General features: G+C 63.4%; 18 protein-coding genes. 13 read left to right on the forward strand and 5 right to left on the reverse strand.

Features of this window, described 5'->3' with window-relative positions; all coding sequences use genetic code 11:
- Window positions 1-185, reverse strand: a 185-nt coding sequence (locus NCT05_RS21965; RefSeq protein WP_250503163.1) for a hypothetical protein, incomplete at its 3' end; no start/stop codon positions are given.
- Here NCT05_RS21965 and NCT05_RS21970 point away from each other — a divergent pair.
- Genes NCT05_RS21970 through NCT05_RS22015 form a run of 10 tightly spaced genes read left to right on the forward strand, consistent with a single transcriptional unit; the run spans window position 184 to window position 9,382 of the window.
- The gene (locus tag NCT05_RS21970) at window positions 184-1,446 is read left to right on the forward strand and encodes a molybdopterin-binding domain-containing protein (RefSeq protein WP_250503164.1); all 1,263 of its coding nucleotides are present in this window, start codon (window positions 184-186) and stop codon (window positions 1,444-1,446) included. The two genes, NCT05_RS21965 and NCT05_RS21970, sit on opposite strands and share 2 nt — an antisense overlap.
- Window positions 1,443-3,137, forward strand: coding sequence for a formylmethanofuran dehydrogenase subunit A (locus NCT05_RS21975; RefSeq protein ID WP_250503165.1), 1,695 nt, complete (start codon window positions 1,443-1,445; stop codon window positions 3,135-3,137). Before NCT05_RS21970 ends, NCT05_RS21975 begins: the two co-directional genes overlap by 4 nt.
- A gap of 3 nt (window positions 3,138-3,140) precedes the next feature.
- Window positions 3,141-4,082 carry a formylmethanofuran--tetrahydromethanopterin N-formyltransferase gene (gene fhcD / locus NCT05_RS21980; protein ID WP_250503166.1) on the forward strand — a complete coding sequence of 314 codons (942 nt, stop codon included), beginning with the start codon at window positions 3,141-3,143 and terminating at the stop codon, window positions 4,080-4,082.
- Window positions 4,079-4,900 carry a formylmethanofuran dehydrogenase subunit C gene (locus tag NCT05_RS21985; RefSeq protein WP_008354323.1) on the forward strand — a complete coding sequence of 274 codons (822 nt, stop codon included), beginning with the start codon at window positions 4,079-4,081 and terminating at the stop codon, window positions 4,898-4,900. The genes fhcD and NCT05_RS21985 overlap by 4 nt, the downstream gene beginning before the upstream one ends.
- Before the next feature lie 46 nt (window positions 4,901-4,946).
- The gene (locus tag NCT05_RS21990) at window positions 4,947-5,519 is read left to right on the forward strand and encodes a cytochrome b (protein WP_008354322.1); all 573 of its coding nucleotides are present in this window, start codon (window positions 4,947-4,949) and stop codon (window positions 5,517-5,519) included.
- Window positions 5,516-6,436, forward strand: a complete 921-nt coding sequence (pqqB, locus tag NCT05_RS21995) for a pyrroloquinoline quinone biosynthesis protein PqqB (protein ID WP_008354321.1) — start codon at window positions 5,516-5,518, stop codon at window positions 6,434-6,436. Before NCT05_RS21990 ends, pqqB begins: the two co-directional genes overlap by 4 nt.
- Window positions 6,437-6,458: 22 nt before the next feature.
- Window positions 6,459-7,205: a pyrroloquinoline-quinone synthase PqqC gene (pqqC, locus tag NCT05_RS22000; protein ID WP_008354320.1), complete on the forward strand. Its 747-nt coding sequence runs from the start codon at window positions 6,459-6,461 to the stop codon at window positions 7,203-7,205.
- Window positions 7,202-7,510 (forward strand): pyrroloquinoline quinone biosynthesis peptide chaperone PqqD, encoded by a 309-nt coding sequence (pqqD, locus tag NCT05_RS22005; RefSeq protein ID WP_008354319.1) that lies wholly within the window; start codon window positions 7,202-7,204, stop codon window positions 7,508-7,510. The genes pqqC and pqqD overlap by 4 nt, the downstream gene beginning before the upstream one ends.
- A gap of 4 nt (window positions 7,511-7,514) precedes the next feature.
- Window positions 7,515-8,711: a pyrroloquinoline quinone biosynthesis protein PqqE gene (gene pqqE / locus NCT05_RS22010; protein WP_175982317.1), complete on the forward strand. Its 1,197-nt coding sequence runs from the start codon at window positions 7,515-7,517 to the stop codon at window positions 8,709-8,711.
- Window positions 8,708-9,382, forward strand: a complete 675-nt coding sequence (locus NCT05_RS22015) for a response regulator (protein ID WP_175982318.1) — start codon at window positions 8,708-8,710, stop codon at window positions 9,380-9,382. Before pqqE ends, NCT05_RS22015 begins: the two co-directional genes overlap by 4 nt.
- Here the strand turns inward: NCT05_RS22015 and NCT05_RS22020 are convergent.
- Entirely contained in the window at window positions 9,328-10,332 is a 1,005-nt protein-coding gene (locus NCT05_RS22020) for an ATP-binding protein (protein ID WP_175982319.1), read from the reverse strand. The genes NCT05_RS22015 and NCT05_RS22020 overlap by 55 nt on opposite strands.
- A 176-nt stretch (window positions 10,333-10,508) precedes the next feature.
- On the opposite strand from NCT05_RS22020, the gene NCT05_RS22025 reads away from it, so the two are divergent.
- Window positions 10,509-12,812 carry a TonB-dependent receptor gene (locus NCT05_RS22025; protein ID WP_250503208.1) on the forward strand — a complete coding sequence of 768 codons (2,304 nt, stop codon included), beginning with the start codon at window positions 10,509-10,511 and terminating at the stop codon, window positions 12,810-12,812.
- Between the two features lie 236 nt (window positions 12,813-13,048).
- Here the strand turns inward: NCT05_RS22025 and NCT05_RS22030 are convergent, their stop codons facing one another.
- The 3 genes from NCT05_RS22030 to NCT05_RS22040 all read right to left on the reverse strand — a co-directional run bounded on the left by NCT05_RS22030 (window position 13,049) and on the right by NCT05_RS22040 (window position 17,068).
- Window positions 13,049-14,119: a beta-propeller fold lactonase family protein gene (locus NCT05_RS22030; RefSeq protein WP_033535973.1), complete on the reverse strand. Its 1,071-nt coding sequence runs from the start codon at window positions 14,117-14,119 to the stop codon at window positions 13,049-13,051.
- A 172-nt stretch (window positions 14,120-14,291) separates the two neighbouring features.
- Window positions 14,292-14,819 (reverse strand): DUF3280 domain-containing protein, encoded by a 528-nt coding sequence (locus NCT05_RS22035; RefSeq protein WP_250481956.1) that lies wholly within the window; start codon window positions 14,817-14,819, stop codon window positions 14,292-14,294.
- 53 nt (window positions 14,820-14,872) lie between these two features.
- Window positions 14,873-17,068 carry a SulP family inorganic anion transporter gene (locus NCT05_RS22040; protein ID WP_250503209.1) on the reverse strand — a complete coding sequence of 732 codons (2,196 nt, stop codon included), beginning with the start codon at window positions 17,066-17,068 and terminating at the stop codon, window positions 14,873-14,875.
- Window positions 17,069-17,313: 245 nt separating this feature from the next.
- Between NCT05_RS22040 and NCT05_RS22045 the strand changes: the two genes are divergently transcribed.
- Window positions 17,314-17,637, forward strand: coding sequence for a hypothetical protein (locus tag NCT05_RS22045; protein ID WP_175982322.1), 324 nt, complete (start codon window positions 17,314-17,316; stop codon window positions 17,635-17,637).
- 11 nt (window positions 17,638-17,648) lie between these two features.
- The gene (locus NCT05_RS22050) at window positions 17,649-18,020 is read left to right on the forward strand and encodes a VOC family protein (RefSeq protein WP_250503167.1); all 372 of its coding nucleotides are present in this window, start codon (window positions 17,649-17,651) and stop codon (window positions 18,018-18,020) included.
- Window positions 18,021-18,249: the final 229 nt, after the last annotated feature.

An 18,249-nucleotide genomic window follows, 5' to 3' on the forward strand; every position in this document is an offset into this window, starting at 1 on the left:
CTTTCTTTGCTTACTTTCTTTGCAGCAGCAAAGAAAGTGAGTGCCGCCCCGCACAGGGGCAGTGCTAATAGACCGACACGAATACGGGATCCGGCGAAATCAAAAAGCGATAAGCAAAAGCGAAAAGCAAAAGCAAAAGCAAAAGCAACAAAACCGGCACAGACCTTGCTCGAAAGGTCGACCATGCCCGATACCTCCACCACGCCGAGCGCCCCGTCCGCGGCCTCAAAACCTTGGACCTGTCCGTTCTGCCCTTTACTATGCGACGACATCACGCTCGCACCCACCGCCGATCATCGCCTCGCAGCGCCGCACACCGCCTGCCCGCGTCTGGACGCCTCCCTTGCCCGCTTCGGTCCGAACGATGCAAGCCAGAAGCCCCAAATCGACGGGCAAGTCACCGACGAAAAGTCGGCGCTCTCGCGAGCCGCCGCGATCCTGTCGAACGCACATCGGCCGCTATTCGGCGGTCTCGCGACCGACGTGTCCGGCGCACGCGCGCTCTATGAACTCGCCGCGCAGTGCGGCGCGATCCTCGATCACCTTCACGGCGATACGCTCGCCGACAGCAATCGCGCACTGCAAGATCGCGGCTCGTTCTTCACGACGCTCTCCGAAGTCCGCTCGCGCGCCGATCTCATCGTCGTGTTCGCGTGCGAGCCGTCGCGACGCTATCCGCGCTTCTTCGAGCGCATCGCAAGCGAGGGCCGCGAGACAAAGGTTGTATTCATCGGATGTGACATCGATAAAGCCGCCAACGCCCAAGCCGAATCGATCCTCGCGAACGCCGATCCCTTCGACACACTCGCGCTGTGGTCCGCGCTCGTCGAAGGCGGCCGTCCGATTCCAACGCCCGAACTCGTCGCGCTGACCGAACGCATCAACGCCGCGAAGTACACGGCGGTGATCTACGAGCCATCGGCGCTGCCGACGCAACACGCCGCGCTCGCGATCGAAGCGCTGCAACGCATCGTCAAGGCGATCAATCGCACCGCGCGCGCCGGCACGCTCGCCCTCACCGGCGACGACGGCGCCGCGTCCGTCAATCAGGCGATCACATGGCTGTCGGGCTTTCCGCTGCGCACGCGCGTCGCATACGGCTTGCCGCTCGATCACGACGCGCATCGCTATCGCTCGGAAACGCTGCTGCGGCGCGGCGAAATCGACGCGCTCCTGTGGGTGTCCAGCTACGCGCCCGAGCCGCTGCCCGCGTCGCTCGATGCGAACGTGCCCGCGATCATCCTCGCGCATCCATCGACGGCCGTCCCCGCGCGCCACGCGCCGACCGTGTTCATCCCCGTCGCGACGCCGGGCATCGACAGCGGCGGGCATCTGTTTCGCGTCGATACATCGGTGGTCGCGCCGCTCGCCGCCGCGCGCGATTACGCCTTGCCGACGGTCGCATCGATCGCATCGCAACTCGCGCAGGCAAGGAGGCCCGCATGAGCGTCACGCGCCTCAAAGGCGGCACGCTTTACGATCCGGCGAATGGCGTCGATGGCGAGAAGCGCGACATCCATATGCGCGATGGCCGCATCGTCGCCGATGCCGCGAACGAAAGCATCGACCGCGATTACGATGCGAGCGGCATGATCGTGATGGCGGGCGGCATCGATCTGCATTCGCACATCGGCGGCGGAAAGACGAATCTGTCGCGGCTGCTTCTGCCCGAAGATCATCGCGACGATCCGCGTGCCGTGCCCGATCGTCCGAACGAAGGCCGATACATGCGTCTGCCATCGTGCGGCGTGTGCGCGCCCGGCACGCTTGCCACCGGTTATCGCTATGCGGAAATGGGCTACACGGCCGCGTTCGAGCCGGCGATGATCGCGTCGAACGCGCGCCACGCGCATCTGGAAATGGGCGACACGCCGATCATCGATCACGGCGCCTACGTGATGATGGGCAACGACGAGCTCTTCCTGCAGATGCTCGCTGCGAAGGAAGACTTCGAACGTCTGCGCGATTACGTCGGCTGGACCATCGATTCGAGCAAGGCGCTCGGCGTGAAGGTCGTGAATCCGGGCGGCATATCGGCATTCAAGTTCAATCAGCGTTCGCTGGATGTCGATGAAAAGCACGCGCATTACGGCATCACGCCGCGCGATGTGTTGAGCACGCTCACGCGCGCGCTCACCGAGCTGCGCGTGCCGCATCCGCTGCATGTGCACGCGAGCAATCTCGGCGTGCCGGGCAACATCGAATCGACGATCAGAACGATGGACACCGCCGATGGCCTGCCCATTCATCTGACGCATATCCAGTTCCATAGCTACGGCACGGAAGGCCCGCGCAAGTTTTCATCGGGCGCGCGCGCGATCGCCGATGCAGTGAACGCGCGGCCCAACGTGACGATCGATGTCGGCCAGATCATCTTCGGTCAGACCGTCACCGCATCCGGCGACACGATGATGCAGTTCAAGAACGCGCCGATGGCCCGACCGCGCAAATGGGTGCTCGGCGATATCGAATGCGATGCGGGCTGCGGCATCGTGCCGTTCAAGTACCGCGAACAGAGCTTCGTGAATGCGCTCCAATGGATCATCGGGCTCGAGATGTTTTTGCTCGTCGACGATCCGTGGCGGGTGTCGATGACCACCGATCATCCGAACGGCGCGCCGTTCACGAGCTATCCGCATCTGATCCGCTTGCTGATGGACAAGTCCTTTCGCGACGAACAACTCGACAAGCTGCACGCCGATGCGAAAACCGCGAGCGCGTTGAGCGAAATCACGCGCGAATTCTCGCTCTACGACATTGCGATCATCACGCGCGCCGGTCCCGCGAAACTGCTCGGCCTCACGGATCGCGGGCATCTCGGCGCAGGCGCGGCGGCGGACATTGCCGTGTATCGCGACAATGACGATCGCGAGCGCATGTTCACATCGCCTGCTTACGTGTTCAAGGACGGCGAGCTGATCGCGCGCGACGGCACGCTGCTCGCGACGCCCACCGGCGGCATCCATTACGTGCGCCCCGACTACGACCGCGCGATCGAAAAGCGCGTACGCGAATTCACGCAGGCAAACCTCGCGACGCGCTTCGAGAACATCGCGATCGGCGACGATGAAATCTGCGCATGCTGCAACGGCGGGCGGCTGTTGCCCGTCGCATGCTTCGCTTCGAACGGGAGTTGACGCATGCGTATCAACGACACGCAGATCGACAACACCTTCGCCGAAGCCTTCCCGATGAAAGCGACGCGCCTCGTCATCACCGCGCATTCGTCGACGTGGGCCCGTCACGCGGCCAATTCGCTGACAGGCTTCGCGACGTCCGTCATCGATTGCGGCTGCGAGGCCGGCATCGAACGCGATCTGTCCGGCGATGAAACGCCCGATGGCAGGCCCGGAATCGCGGTGCTGATCTTCGCGATATCGTCGAAGGAGCTCGCCAAGCAGATCGCGCGGCGCGTCGGCCAATGCGTGCTGACGTGCCCGACGACCGCCGTCTATGGCGGCATCGATCCCGCCAACACACGCGCGCCGCTCTCCGACAACGCGCCGCTCGGCGCGGGCCTGCGCTTCTTCGGCGACGGCTATCAAATATCGAAAGTGCTCGACGGCACACGCTATTGGCGCGTGCCCGTGATGGACGGCGAGTTCGTCTGCGAGGAATTCACCGCGACGGTGAAAGCGGTCGGCGGCGGCAATCTGCTGTTTCTCGCGCGCGACATCGACAGCGCGCTCAATGCGGCCGAATCCGCCGTCGCCGCGATGCATCGGCTGCCGAACGTCATCACGCCGTTTCCGGGCGGCGTCGTGCGCTCGGGATCGAAGATCGGATCGAAGTATGCGGGCGCGACGGCGTCCACGAACGATGCGTTCTGCCCGACGCTCGTCGGCCTGTCGAAGAAGAGCGAGCTGACGCCGGACATCGCGTGCGTGCTCGAAATCGTCATCGACGGCTTGACCGATGCCGATGTCGGCGCGGCGATGACCGCGGGTATCGCGGCGGCGGCGAAGCTCGGGCGCGCCGGCGGGGTGCTGCGCATTTCGGCGGGCAACTACGGCGGCAAGCTCGGGCCGTACCATTTCAAGCTGCATGAACTGTCGAAGGATATCGACGGGAGCCGCGCATGAACGCCATCACGTTGCGCGTAAAAAATGCGCCGGGCTTTCGCGTCGACGGGTCGAAATTACTGCCCGCGACGCTGGCGGAGATATCGGCGACAGAACTGCCGCGCATCACGCTGCAAGGCGCGGGCGAAACGTGCGCGCTCGGCGATCTTTTCGACATCGCGCAGGAACCAAGCGATGCGCCCGCACTCACGATAGAAGGCGATGCGCCGTGGCTCGACCGCATCGGCGCGAACATGACCGAAGGCACGCTCGCGGTGCACGGCGCTGCAGGCGATTACGCGGGCATGAAGATGTCCGGCGGCGAGTTGAACATACGAGGCGATGCGGGCGCATTCGCCGCGTGCGAGATGCAAGGCGGACGACTGTCGATTCACGGCAACGCCGGCGAGTTCGCCGCAAGTGCGCTGCCCGGCGACATGGAAGGCATGACAGGCGGCACGCTCGCGATTCACGGCAGCGCAGGCGCGCGCCTCGCGGATCGCATGCGGCGCGGCACCGTGCTGGTCGCGGGCGATGCGGGCGATTTCGCCGCGTCGCGGCTCGTCGCGGGCTCGGTCTGCATCGGCGGGAAAGTGGGCGCACACTTGGGCTACGGCATGCGGCGCGGCACGGTGTTGCTGGCAAATGCGCCATCCCGCATTCCGCCGACGTTCACCGAAGGCGGGCGCGGCTTCGACGTCTTCTGGCTGCTGTTCACGCGCATGCTCGCGCGCGAGATCGCACCCTTTTCACAGTTCGCTGGCAAGATATTGCCGCGACGCTACGCGGGCGATCTCGCCGTCGATGGACGGGGGGAATTGCTGATCGCCAATTCGTAGCAAGGAGATGAACAATGGACCGTTGGCACTTCCGGGGAGACACGCCATGAGCACCGCGCGGACATCAGCAACGTCGCGCGACGGCCGTATCGATGCCGCAAGCGAGCGTTACGCAGGCCCGATGATCGCGTTGCACTGGATAATTGCGATCGCAATCATCGCGATGCTGTGCATCGGCTTCTATATGGTCGGCCTGCCGCGCGGATTGCCGTTCAAGTCGGACCTCATCAACTTCCACAAGTCGCTCGGAATCACCGTTTTCCTGCTGGTGCTGCTCCGCATCCTGGCACGTCTGGCTTATCGCCGGCCGCCTTTGCCGCCGATGCGAACGTGGCAACGCGCCGCCGCGAGCATTACGCAGGCTCTTTTATACGTTGGCATGGTGGCGATGCCGCTCACCGGTTATCTCGGCTCGTCGTTCAACAAGTTCGGCACGAAGTTCTGGGGCATCGCGCTGCCGCAATGGGGCTGGGACGACAAATCCATGCGGCAGATCTTCTTCGGCATTCACGAGTATCTGGCGTGGATCATGGCCGCGCTCGTCATCGTGCATTTTCTCGGCGCGATGAAGCATCAGTTGATCGATCGCGACGGTCTCTTGCGGAGGATGCTGCCTTGAAGATTCGCGTGCTCGGTTCATCGGCGGGTGGCGGCTTTCCGCAATGGAACTGCAACTGCCGCAATTGCGATGGCGTGCGGCGCGGCTCCATTCTGGCGCGTGCGCGCACTCAGTCGTCCATTGCTGTTACCGATAACGGCGAGGACTGGCTGGTCGTCAACGCATCGCCGGACATTCTTGCGCAGATCGCCGCAAACCCGGAATTGCAGCCCGCGCGCCGGGTGCGCGACACCGGCATCGCTGCCGTCATCACGATGGATGCGCAGATCGATCATGTCACCGGTCTGCTGATGCTGCGCGAGCGCGGCACGCCCTTGCCGCTCTATACGACGGACGCCGTGTGGCAGGACCTCTCGACGGGCTTTCCCATCACGTCGATTCTTTCGCATTACTGTGGCGTCGAGCACAGGCGCATCGCGCTCGATGGCGCATCGTTGTCCGTGCCTGAGCTGCCGCGCGTGGGCATCGACGCATTGCCTCTGTCGAGCAAGGCGCCGCCGTATTCGCCGCATCGCGATGCGCCGGAAACAGGCGACAACATCGGCCTTATGTTCACGAATCGCGCTTCGGGCAAGCGCGCATTCTATGCGCCGGGGCTCGGCGCGCTGGAGCCGCATGTGCTCGATGCGATGCGCGAAGCAGACTTGCTGCTCGTCGATGGCACCGTCTGGACCGACGATGAAATGATTCGCCTCGGCCTCACGAAGAAGACCGGCAAGGATATGGGCCATCTCGCGCAAACCGGCGCGGGCGGCATGATCGACGTGCTCGATTCGATCGATCGCGCGGGCGTGCGCAAGGTGCTGATCCACATCAACAACACGAACCCGATCCTCATCGAGGATGGACCTGAAAGGCGCATGTTGTCGGAGCACGGCATCGAGGTCGCGCACGACGGCATGACTTTCGAGCTGTGACATTCGCACTGGAGACCGTTAGATGTTCGACCCGATGCTCAACCCGACCACAGGCCCGATCTTCACGAAAGTGACAGACGAAGGCCCCGCGTGGACGCGCGACGAATTCGAAGCGCAGTTGCGCGCGAAGGGCACGGCGTATCACATTCATCATCCGTTCAACGTGAAGATGAACAGCGGCGGCTGCTCGAAGGAACAGATACGCGGCTGGGTCGCGAACCGCTTCTACTATCAGATCAACATTCCGCTGAAGGATGCGGCGGTGATGTCGAATTGCCCCGATCGCGACACGCGCCGCCGCTGGGTGCTGCGCATTCTCGATCACGATGGCTACGACGATCAGCCCGGCGGCATCGAGGCATGGGCGCGTCTTGGCGATGCGGTCGGCCTCTCGCGCGACGATCTATGGTCGCTCAAGCTGGTGACGCCGGGCGTGCGCTTCGCCGTCGATGCCTACGTGAACTTCGCACGGCGTGCGCCGTGGCAGGAGTCGGTGTGTTCATCGCTTACGGAGATGTTCGCGCCGCAGATTCACAAGGACCGGCTCGCGACATGGCCCGAGCATTACAAGTGGATCGAGCCTGAAGGGCTTTCGTATTTCCGCTCGCGCGTGTCGCTTGCGCAGCGCGATGTCGAGCACGGTCTCGAAGTGACGCTCGCGCATTTCACGACGCGTCAGGAACAGCAACGCGCGCTCGATATCCTGCAGTTCAAGCTCGATATTCTCTGGACCATGCTCGATTCCATCGAAAAGGCTTTTCCGCAATGAGCGATACGAACCCGACTCAACGCAAGCAGGAAGCCGTCGAAGCGCCGGACGATTCGTTGCATCCGAAACTAAAACGCCTCTTCCGGCTGCAATGGGAACCTGCGCAGAACGCGCATGTGCTGCTTTATCCGGAAGGCATGGTGAAGCTCAATCAGAGCGCATCGGAGATTCTTCTGCGATGCGACGGCACGCGCGATATCCCCGCGCTCGTCGCCGATCTGGAGCAGGCGTTCAATGCGACCGGCCTCGGCGACGACGTGCGCGCGTTCATCGCCGGCGCGCGTGCGCGAGGCTGGCTGGAGTAGCGTCATGACCGACTTGTCCGAACCGATTGCGAAGCCCGAGCACGAAGACGCAACCGTCGCGCCGCCGCTCTGGCTGCTTGCCGAGCTCACGTATCGCTGTCCGCTGCATTGCGTGTTCTGCTACAACCCGGTGAATTACGCCGATCACACGCGCGAGCTGGACACCGATCAATGGATCGACGTATTGCGTCAGGCACGCGCGCTGGGCGCCGCGCAACTCGGCTTCTCCGGCGGCGAGCCGCTGTTGCGCGACGATCTCGAAACGCTCGTCGGCGAAGCGCGCAAGCTCGGCTTTTATACGAACCTCATCACATCGGGCATCGGTCTGACGGAGAAGCGCATCAGTGCGTTGCAGGACGCCGGGCTCGATCACATACAGCTTTCGTTTCAGGACTCGTCGCAGGAATTGAACGACTTCCTTTCCAGCACGAAGACCTTCGACTACAAGAAGCGCGTCGCGAATCTCATCAAGGCGCATGGCTTTCCGATGGTGCTCAATTGCGTGCTTCACCGCTATAACCTGCCGCATATCGGACGCATCATCGACATGGCGCTCGCGATGGGCGCGGAGTATCTCGAACTCGCGAACACGCAGTATTACGGCTGGGCGCACAAGAATCGCGCGCAACTCATGCCGACCAAAGAGCAGCTCGACGAAGCCGAAGCGGTGGTCGAACGCTATCGCGGCGAGATCGGCGACCGGTGCAAGATCTTCTTCGTCGTGCCGGATTACTACGAGCGCAGACCGAAGCGCTGCATGAACGGCTGGGGCTCGGTGTTTCTCGGCATCGCGCCCGATGGCGCCGCGCTGCCGTGTCATACCGCGCGGTCATTGCCGGGCCTCACGTTTCCGAACGTCACCGATATGCCGATCAAGGACATCTGGTACGAGAGCGATGCGTTCAACCGGTTTCGCGGCTTCGGCTGGATGAAGGAGCCGTGCCGCAGTTGCGACGAGAAGGCCATCGACATGGGCGGCTGCCGCTGTCAGGCGTATCTGCTGACGCAGGACCCCGCGAATGCCGATCCGGTTTGCGACAAGTCCCCGCATCACGAGCGCGTGATCGAAGTCGTGCGCGCTGCATCGGCACGGCAGGAACCGCAAGAGCAACCCATCGTCTTTCGCAACGATGCGAACTCGAAGCGCATCGCGGCCGAGGCCTCCGGTAGTGGTTCAAAAGAAGGAGAAGACAAGCCATGACTGCCGATATCTCCGTGCTGCTGGTGGACGATCACGCCGTCGTGCGTGAAGGCTACAAGCGTCTGCTCGAACTGAGTCCCGATGTGAACGTCGCGGGCGAAGCGGCGGATGCAGCCGAGGCTTATCAGAAGTTTTGCGCGCTGCAGCCGGATGTCGTCGTGATGGATCTCGCGTTGCCGGGCGCAAGCGGCATCGAGGCGATGCGGCGCATGCTGGCGCGCGAGCCGCACGCGCATGTGCTCATTTTCAGCGTGCATGAAGAAGCGATCTTCGTGCGACGCGCGCTGGATGCGGGCGCGCGCGGTTATGTGACGAAGGCGAGCGCGCCCGATGTGCTCGTCGAAGCGGTGCGTTCGGTTGCGCGGCGCGTTTCGTATCTGAGTCCCGATGTGTCGCAAGCGCTTGCATTGCGCGCGAGCATTCAGGAAGGACGGCAGTTATCCGCGCGCGAATTCGAGGTGCTGAGATTGCTCGTGCAGGGTTATACGCTGCCGAGCATCGCGGAGAAGTTAGGCTTGAGCCAGAAGACGGTTGCGAATCATCAATCGGTGATCCGCCAAAAATTCGGCGCGGATAACGGCGTGCAGTTGGCACAGATCGCGAACCGCCTGGGGCTTCACTTCGCCGATTTCGCTTCGTCGGCGGTCGCAGGCAACGGCAGCCCCGCCTGAGCCGGCACGCGCGCGCAAAACAGAAAACCCGCGCCCGGCTCGCTCACGATCTGAAACTCGCCGCCGAGCGCTTCGACGCGCTCGCGCATGCCGATCAAACCGAGTCCCTTGCGCGGCTTCGCGAGATCGACGCCCGGGCCGTCATCGGCCATCGTCACGACAATTTCTTCCGGCGCGCGCGCCAGATAAATCTCCACGCGTGAAGTCCGTGCGAACTTCGATACGTTCGTCAGCCCTTCCTGCACGAGCCGATACAGCGTGATGTTGAGCGCATCGCTCAAATTGTCGAAATCGCCGTCGACAGCGAGCGTGAACGTCACATCGGGCAAGCGCTCGCGCCAGCCATCGACGCAATGTTCGAGCGCCGTCGGCAAGCCGAATTCATCGAGGCCGATGGGACGCAGCCTGCGAATCATCCCGCCGATCTCGCGATACACATGCGTCGCGCTTTGCATCAGCGCAAGCGACAGCCGATGAATCTCCGCCTCGCGCGTAGCCGACAAATCGCGGATACGCCCCGCATCGAGCGATATCGCGTTGAGGTATTGCCCGAGCTCGTCGTGCAACTCGCGCGCGAGATGACGCCGCTCGGTCTCCTGCGCGGCGAGCGCCTGATTCGCAAGGCGACGATTCTCCGCAAGCAGATGCTCGGCCTCTTCTTCGAGCGCGCGCCGTCTGCGCACTTCCGATTGCGCCTCGCGATAACGCCGCCACGCGAACCACGCGAAACCGATCGCGAGCACAACGAGCGTCGGCGGCAATTCATCGACTTGAAACCGTTCGGCGCTGCGCGTCAGCCGATACGCGTACTCGCTGAAATCGAAACGCGCAAAGAGCGCGGCCGCGATCAGCGTCGCCGCGAGCACGCAAGCAAGGTCGCGCCACACCGGCGAGCGCGGCGCGCGGCGGTCGGCGTCTTTCGCGAAAGAGGGCAAGGATTCGGTCGGCATCGTGGAATGCATTCTACGCACGGCGTCATCGCGCCGTGCGGTGGGTGGAACGCAATTGGGAACGCTTCCCTGCGCGATCGGGAAAAGCTCCCGGTCCACGCGCGCTGTCTTATGCGACGCTTTCATCGAAAGAAACACGCTCGGCGCGTGAATCGAAATATAAAGAGGAGACGATGATGAAGAGCATGCCGCGCCTGCGCGCGCCCGCGCATCCGTTCAAACCCCGAGCGGGGCTGCGGCTCGTCTTCGGCGGCGCGTTCGCGAGCATCACTGTGGCCGCATGGGCGCAGACGCCGCCAGCCGATACGACGCCGACAACCGAACTGCCTTCGATCATCGTCGTCGGGACCACGCCGCTCGTCGGCGTCGGCACGCCGCTGGAGAAAGTGCCCGCGAACGTGCAAACGATCAAGGGCAGCGAGATCCAGGCGCAGCATTCGCCGACCGTCACGAACTATCTGGAGAAGAACGTCGCGAGCGTCGATACCAACGACGCGCAAGGCAATCCGTGGCAGACCGACATCAACTATCGCGGCTTCACTGCGTCGCCGCTGCTCGGCACGCCGCAGGGCTTGTCGGTGTTCATGGACGGCGTACGCATCAACGAGCCGTTCGGCGATGTCGTCAACTGGGATCTGATTCCGCAGGCCGCGATCCAGACGATGCAGATCATCCCCGGGTCGAATCCGACGTTCGGCCTGAACACGCTCGGCGGCGCGGTCGCGGTAACGACGAAGAACGGGCGCAGCAATCCGGGCGGCAACGTCGATGTCGGCTTCGGTTCGTTCGGACGCAAGTATGCGCAGATCGAGCAAGGCGGCGCGATCGGCGATCATCTCGACTATTACTTCACCGCGAACGTCACGAACGACAACGGCTGGGCCGATCACAACGCGAGCAAGCTGCGCCAGGCGTTCGGCAAGATCCGCTATACCGACGCCGACACGACGGTCTCCGTTTCGATGGGCGGCGCGGACAACACGCTGAACGGCTCGCAGACGATTCCGCGCTCGTTCATGGACAACTTCCGTCAGGCGTACACGTTTCCCGACACGAACGAGAATCAGGTCGGCTATCTGACGATCAACGCCGAGCACTACATCACGCCGAACGTGCAGTTGAGCGGCAACGCGTACTATCGCCACTATCGCAACAAGAACGTGAGTTCGAACGTCAACGACGATTTCGATCCGGACGGCGACGATGCCGACGAACTCACGCAAGCCTTCAACGACCAGTCGGTGATCGTGACGGACAGCTACGGCGCGAGCCTGCAACTCACCTTACTCAACAGGCTCTTCGATCACGACAATCAATTGATCGTCGGCGCGGCGGGCGACTTCGCCAATTCGCATTTCACGCAGGCCGAGCAGCCGGCCGCATTCGAAGACAACCGCGCGACGATCGCCACGGGTCCGTTCGCACCGACGACCGACGCGAAGACGCACAACTCGAATCTCGGCATCTACTTCGAGAATACGTTCTCGTTCAACGAACAATGGTCGATGACGCTCGCCGGACGCTACAACTGGGCGAAGGCGACCATCGGCGACGAGAGCGGCGTGCAGCCGCTGCTCGACGGGAATCACACGTTCTCGCGCTTCAACCCGGCCGTGGGCTTCAACTGGAATCCGACGCCGAACTTCACCGCCTACGCGACGTACAACGAAGGCATGCGCTCGCCGACCGCAATCGAACTCGCGTGCGCGGACCCCGCCGCGCCGTGCTCGTTGCCCAATGACTTCATCGCGGACCCGGATCTTAAGCCGGTGATTTCGAAGACGTTCGAAGTCGGCGCGCGCGGGCGTCTCGGCAGTCATACGCAGTGGAGCGCCGCGGCCTACAGCACGACGCTCGACGACGACATCCAGTTCGTCAGCGCGCAAGGCGCGGGCAGCACGCTCGGCTATTTTCAGAACGTCGGCAAGACGCGACGGCAAGGTTTCGAACTCGCGGGCCGCACGCAATGGGGACCGGTGGGCATCGCGGCGAGTTATAGCTATGTGAACGCGACGTATCGATCGACGTGGACGGAAAGCAGCGCGAGCAATTCGAGCGCGGACGCCGATGGCAACATCACCGTGCATTCGGGCGACCGCATTCCGGGCATTCCGGCGAATACGGTGAAGATGCGCATCGACTACAACCCGTTTGCGCACTGGAACATCGGCACGAATCTCACGTATCGCAGCAATATCTTCGCGCGTGGCGACGAAAACAATCAGGACGTCAACGGCAGCGTCGCGGGCTATTTCCTGATCGATCTCGACACGACCTACAACGTGACCAAACAGTTGCAGGTCTATGCGACCGTGAAGAACCTGCTCAACAAGCGCTATGCGAACTTCGCGATTCTCGGCGAGAACTTCTTCGACGGGCCGAATCACACGTTCAACGACGGCGCGACGGTGAACGAGCAGTTTCTCGGCGTCGGTGCGCCGCGTGGCGTGTGGGTGGGGATGCGGTACGCGTGGAAGTGATATGACGTGATAGCGCGGCTCAATCCCGATACGACTTCCACGGAATGCCGCGCGCGTTGATGCCTTGCCAAAGCGCAGCCTGACAGCGGAGCCTGTCTTCCTCGCTGCGCGGATGCGTCCTGTCCCTCGCGCGCATTCGTCGTGATCGACGTTGCAATATGCGCAATGCCACGGCGCACAAATGGAAGTGGCCGCGCAATGCGGCCATTTCACACTCGGCAACGCCTCCTTGCCGCTCAACGCCCGACGATCGACCCCGCGCTCGGCGGATAAGTGACGATGCCCCACGCCAGCGGCAGATCGCCGATCTGCTTGACTTCCTTGTAGTCCGATCCGTCGAGCACGTACACCGCGTTCGAACGTCCGCAGGCCAGCAGCAGCTTCGAGCCGTCGGGCGTGAAGCTGAAGTGCCAGCAACGCTGACCGACAGGCACATCCTTCCTATGCTCGTAGGTCGAGCCGTCGAACACTTGCAAGGTCTTGTCGCGCGATGCCGCGATCAGCAAGCGCTTGCCGGAAGGATCGAACGAAACGCCATACGGGCCCGTCTTCGTATCGACGGTCTTCACGGTCTTCAGGCTTTTGCCATCGAGCACGACGAACTTGTTCGCGTTCTCCAGCGTGACGACATACTGCTTGCCATCCGGCGACACCTTGATGCCGCGCGGACGCGAACCCTTGTCGAGGTTCACCGTGCGGACCGGCTTGCCCGTCCCGACGCGATACACCGACACCGTATCGTCGCCCTCGTTCGTCACGAGGATCAGCTTGCCGTCCGGCGAGAACTCGACGCCTTCGGTCTCGTGCCCGCTCTTGACCGTATGCGTGATCTTCATGGTCTTCAGATCGACGATGGCGATCTCGGCGGGCGGCGAATTCGCGTCGTCGTCGTCCTTCTCCGGCTGGCCCGGTTTCGGCGGGCCGCCGCTTTCACCCGGCTCGTACGTCACATACGCATAGCCGCCGAACACGCGCACGAACTCGGGATTCTTGCCGATCTTCGCGCGCCGCGTGACCTTGCCCGTCGACGTATCGATCTCCGAGAGATCGCTCGTCGCCTTGTTCGCCACGTAAAGACGCGTGCCTTCCTTGTTGAGCGACAGCCCGCGCGGGCCGTCCTTGCCGACATCCCAGGTCGTCGCGAGCGCGAGCGTGTCGAGATCGATCACGCCGACGCCGGCGTTTTCGGTCGTCACGTAGGCGGTCGGCGCGGCGGCATGGGCGACGTTCGCCGCCAATGCAAACGCAAGCGATGTCGCGATCGCCGACGCGCAGGCAATGCGCGCCGCCTTGAATCTGACTTGCATGGTCGTCTCCAGCGGTTTCGATACCGATTGTTCGAGTTCGTGAGCGCACGCGCGCGACACGGCACGGCGCGCGTGCCGGCAGCCTCAACTTAGCCCAATCGGCGCGGCCGAGGCAACGGCATCGGCCGGGAGAAATTCCCGAATTCCGCTGGACTTTTCGCGTGGCGCCAATCTAGCGCGTCGCGGATGGATCGCTTGCAAGGAGATCGACGAGCGCCTTCGCGCCGCGCTTCCACGACAGGTCGGTGTTGCCGCGTATGTCGACGGAGCGTTGAAAGAGCATCGCGCCGCTGTTCGCGTCTTCGACGCGCAGGTTCATGTTGAGGATGAGATTGCTGATCTTCTGCACCCAGCACACGCCGACGCGCGATGTACCGAGTTCCTTCGCCACACGCAGTTCGCAGCCGTTGCACGCGTTCATGTCCTGCGTGCTTTTCAGCGTCGCGATGAGATCGCTTGCCTTCGCATTGTCGGCGACGCGAAAGAGCGCGCGCTCGCGCAAGTCGTCGCGAAACGCGCCGCTCACCATCGCGAGGCGCGCGCTCTGAATGCGGTCGATTTCGGCGTCGTTGTAGGCGGCGTTATCGTCGATGAGGGTGCAGTCGAGCATCGCGATCGATTGCGGCGCGCTCTGGGCAAGCGCGCTCGTCATGACGATGGCGAGCGCAAGCGCGAGCATCGCGCGGACAGTGTGTGTCATGTTGAAGGCCCCGGCGTTGTGCTTCCCGGCAAAAGCAGATCGCATGCCTGTCATCACGACGCCGCGCGCAACGCTTCATCGGCGATGGCGAGCCGCGACGCCATCATCTTCACGACGAAGCGATGCCACTCCTGCGCGGTCAATGGATCGTCCCGCTCGATCTTGCGCAGCGCCGCGAGCGTGAGACGGCGCAGGCGCGCCGGTTCGTCGGCGACGACATCCGCGCTGCGTGGCGCATGCGTGTACACGGCCATCTCGCCGATGATCGTGCCCGGACCGAACGAGCGCAGCCGCACCGAACGGCCATCGGCGAGCGGCAGCGACACGGTCACGCGCCCTTCTTCGACGATGTAAAGCACATCGCCCGCATCGCCTCGACGAAAGAGCGCCTCGCCCGCGCCGATATCGCATACGTCTAGGAACGCGGCCAGTCCCTGCAGCGCGCGCTCGCTGAAATGCGGCGCGAGCATCGCGCGGAAATCCCCGGCCGGCGCGCGCTGTTCGAGCGTGCGCGTCGTCGTGGCGAGCTGCTGCGCTTCGATCCATTCGAGGCCGGCGTCGAGCGTGTCGAACTCGTGGATGCCGAGCGAAAGCGCGCCCGTGCGCCCTAGCAGCGCGCGCGAGTTGCGCGGCAGAGCGGTCAGCACGAGATCCGCGCCGATCGCCGCGCACGCCTGACGCAGCTTCACGAATGCGAGCGACACGGACGCGTCCATGCCGTTGGTCCACGCGAAATCGAGCACGACATAGCGCACCGGACGCGGACCATGCGAGCGAATGCGCTCGCGGATGCGCTGCAACATCGAATTCGCCGAGCCGAAGAAAAGGAACCCTTGCAGGCAGACGCCGCAGATCTGATCGCCGCGATCGATCAGCAAGCGCGTTTCCTCGATGCTGCGCTCGACATTCGATGTGCGCGTGCGGCCGTCGAACTCCATGCGAACGCATCCCGCTCGACCATAGAGCAGCGCGAAGGTCACGCACGCCGCGACCACGCCCGCGACGACGCCCGCGATCACGCCATAGAACGCGATCACCGCGAGGATCAGCGGCACGAGCAGATACTCGTGCCACGTCAGCTTGCGATATGCGCCGACGAGCCAGTCCATCATCAGACGCAAGCCCATGTAGATCTGCATGCCGACGAGCACGGGCACCGGAAAGAGCGACACGAGATCGGGCGATGCGATCAGCAGGAAGAGGCACGCGAGCGCGGCGAACACGCCCGCCGCGCGGCTCGTCGCGCCGGCGCGCGCGTTGAGCATCGAGCGGTTATACGACTGATAGCCGACCATGCCGCCGAAAAGACCGCTCGCGATATTCGCGAGACCGGCCGCGCGCATCTCGCGATTGAGGTCGATGTCCTGGCCGGTGGCCGCGCCTAGCGCCGTCGAATTCATGATGATCGTGATCGCCGACACCGACGTGACGATGAGCGTCTCGGGCAAGTGCGCGACGATCGCGTGCCAGTCGATCTCGCCGCGCGCGAGCGACGACGGCAGATGCAACTCGGGAATGTGCAGCGCATGCGCCGGCACATGCTGAAGCAGGAGGCCCATGTCGCGCGCATCGTCGGGCGAGATGCCGGCGACGCGCAACAGCACGTAGAAGAGCGCGATGCCGATAGCGAGCGTGATCGGCAATGCGGCCGCGTGACGCCAGGTGCGCGCGAGAATCGTCGCGAGCGCGCCGACGAAAAGCGCGGGCGCCCATGCAAGCCAGTGCAGTTGCGCGAGCTTAGGCAACGTGTGCCAATCGAGCGTGACGCCGGTCAGCACGCGAAACGCGCCCGCGATCAGAAGATAGCCGGTGCCCGCGAGAAACCCGCCCATCACCGGATAGGGAAGGAATTGCAGCGAACGGCTGCGTTTCGATGAACCGATCGCGAAGAGAATGAGGCCCGTCACGAGCGAGCACAGCGCGATGGCGACGAGCACCGTCAGCAGGATGACCGTGGGCGTGCCGCCGTTCGCGCGCACGCTGCTCGCGACGCCCGCCGCGACGCCGACGAGAAACGCCGTCGCGTTGCTGTCCGGCCCGCCTATGTTCATACGCATCGAGCTCGTCACCGCGATGACGAACGCAGTCACGATGCAGCTCACGAGCGCGGTGGGCACGCCGAGTTCGGCATAGCGCGCGAGGTCGGCGCTGAAGATGAGCGTGCCGAGGCTCATCGCGTAGCACAGCATCATCAGCGTGGACACGGTGCCCGCGGTGATGTCGCCGACGAGCGCGGTCATGCGCGGCATCGCGCGGGCAAGGACAGTACGATGTGTCGTGGCTGGCTTCACCGCGCCTCCCGGATCGGGACAACGGCAGACGTATCCGCTTCAAGCAAGTGCGCCGGAAAGTATCCGCCGCGCGCGAAGACGCTGTCAATTTCCCGCGCCACACATACGCATTTCTTCTGACGCGAATGCGCTTCGCGGTGGCTTCATCGCGCCAACAGGAGTAACGTTGAATCGCGAGCGAACGCTACACCAAGGAGGCGGTCATGCCTGACGATCCCGCTCAATGGCACGTTTTCGACTACGAAGGTTTCGAGATCCACGTGCAGCCGCAACTGAAGCCCACGCCCGAACATGCGCCGCCGAGCACGATGGAGCGCTACGTGTATGTCGGATATGTGTGCAGGCCCGGCGCGAACGCGAACACGCCGGGCGAAGCGGTGCACTTCCATGCCGACGGCGACGACGCCTACACGCGCGCGCAGGACGCCGTGGACGATGCGCGGCATATCGGCAAGAGCATCGTCGATGGCACGCATCCGGATCTTTCGGTGCTGCCGCTCGTGTCGCATCAGCATCATCCAGGATGACGAACGACAGCATGGAAGAATCAAGCGACGAGGCACGCGTCGAAAGCCTGAGCGCGATCACGCTCGCGACGAACGACATGCCGCGCGCCGTGCGCTTCTATGAGGCGCTCGGTTTTCGCATCGTCCACGGCGGCGCGAACGAGGCCTTTACTTCGTTCGCGCTCGGCAGTTCGTTTCTCAATCTGACCAGCGAGACGCACGACCCGATTCGTTTCTGGGGCCGCGTCATCATCCATGTGTCCGATGTGGACGCGTTCTATCGGAAAGCAGTGGCACACGGCCTCGAGCCGCAATTCGCGCCACGCGATGCGCCCTGGAACGAGCGCTATTTCCATCTCACCGATCTGGACGGCCACGAACTCAGCTTCGCGCGCCCGCTCTGATTCGCACGACTCAGGCACGACGTTCGCTTTGAAACCAGTGACGGGTAACGTACGAATCGGCCATTTCATATGACCGATCGCGCACATACCCTCGCATCGCGTTGCAAGACGATGAGTTCAACAGCGCTACGCATCTTTCATCAACGAGCACGGCGAAAGACGCGTTCAAGCTCGCTGTTGCTATTTCGCCAAAACGGGCACGGCTCAGGATTTGAAGCGTAGAGTTCAA

Origin of the sequence: Caballeronia sp. AZ7_KS35 (assembly GCF_023631045.1) — a bacterium.
GTDB classification, from domain to species: Bacteria; Pseudomonadota; Gammaproteobacteria; order Burkholderiales; family Burkholderiaceae; genus Caballeronia; species Caballeronia zhejiangensis.

Bases quoted from the DNA above. Each gene is read 5' to 3' on its own strand.
- pqqD (WP_008354319.1), top strand. From the start codon at position 7,202: ATGAGCGATACGAACCCGACTCAACGCAAGCAGGAAGCCGTCGAAGCG.
- NCT05_RS22050 (WP_250503167.1), top strand. From the start codon at position 17,649: ATGGAAGAATCAAGCGACGAGGCACGCGTCGAAAGCCTGAGCGCGATC.
- NCT05_RS22040 (WP_250503209.1), bottom strand. From the start codon at position 17,068: ATGCCGCGCATGACCGCGCTCGTCGGCGACATCACCGCGGGCACCGTG.
- pqqC (WP_008354320.1), top strand. From the start codon at position 6,459: ATGTTCGACCCGATGCTCAACCCGACCACAGGCCCGATCTTCACGAAA.
- NCT05_RS22025 (WP_250503208.1), top strand. From the start codon at position 10,509: ATGAAGAGCATGCCGCGCCTGCGCGCGCCCGCGCATCCGTTCAAACCC.
- pqqE (WP_175982317.1), top strand. From the start codon at position 7,515: ATGACCGACTTGTCCGAACCGATTGCGAAGCCCGAGCACGAAGACGCA.
- fhcD (WP_250503166.1), top strand. From the start codon at position 3,141: ATGCGTATCAACGACACGCAGATCGACAACACCTTCGCCGAAGCCTTC.
- NCT05_RS21990 (WP_008354322.1), top strand. From the start codon at position 4,947: ATGAGCACCGCGCGGACATCAGCAACGTCGCGCGACGGCCGTATCGAT.
- NCT05_RS21970 (WP_250503164.1), top strand. From the start codon at position 184: ATGCCCGATACCTCCACCACGCCGAGCGCCCCGTCCGCGGCCTCAAAA.
- NCT05_RS21975 (WP_250503165.1), top strand. From the start codon at position 1,443: ATGAGCGTCACGCGCCTCAAAGGCGGCACGCTTTACGATCCGGCGAAT.
- NCT05_RS22015 (WP_175982318.1), top strand. From the start codon at position 8,708: ATGACTGCCGATATCTCCGTGCTGCTGGTGGACGATCACGCCGTCGTG.
- NCT05_RS22030 (WP_033535973.1), bottom strand. From the start codon at position 14,119: ATGCAAGTCAGATTCAAGGCGGCGCGCATTGCCTGCGCGTCGGCGATC.
- NCT05_RS22035 (WP_250481956.1), bottom strand. From the start codon at position 14,819: ATGACACACACTGTCCGCGCGATGCTCGCGCTTGCGCTCGCCATCGTC.
- NCT05_RS22045 (WP_175982322.1), top strand. From the start codon at position 17,314: ATGCCTGACGATCCCGCTCAATGGCACGTTTTCGACTACGAAGGTTTC.
- NCT05_RS21985 (WP_008354323.1), top strand. From the start codon at position 4,079: ATGAACGCCATCACGTTGCGCGTAAAAAATGCGCCGGGCTTTCGCGTC.
- NCT05_RS22020 (WP_175982319.1), bottom strand. From the start codon at position 10,332: ATGCCGACCGAATCCTTGCCCTCTTTCGCGAAAGACGCCGACCGCCGC.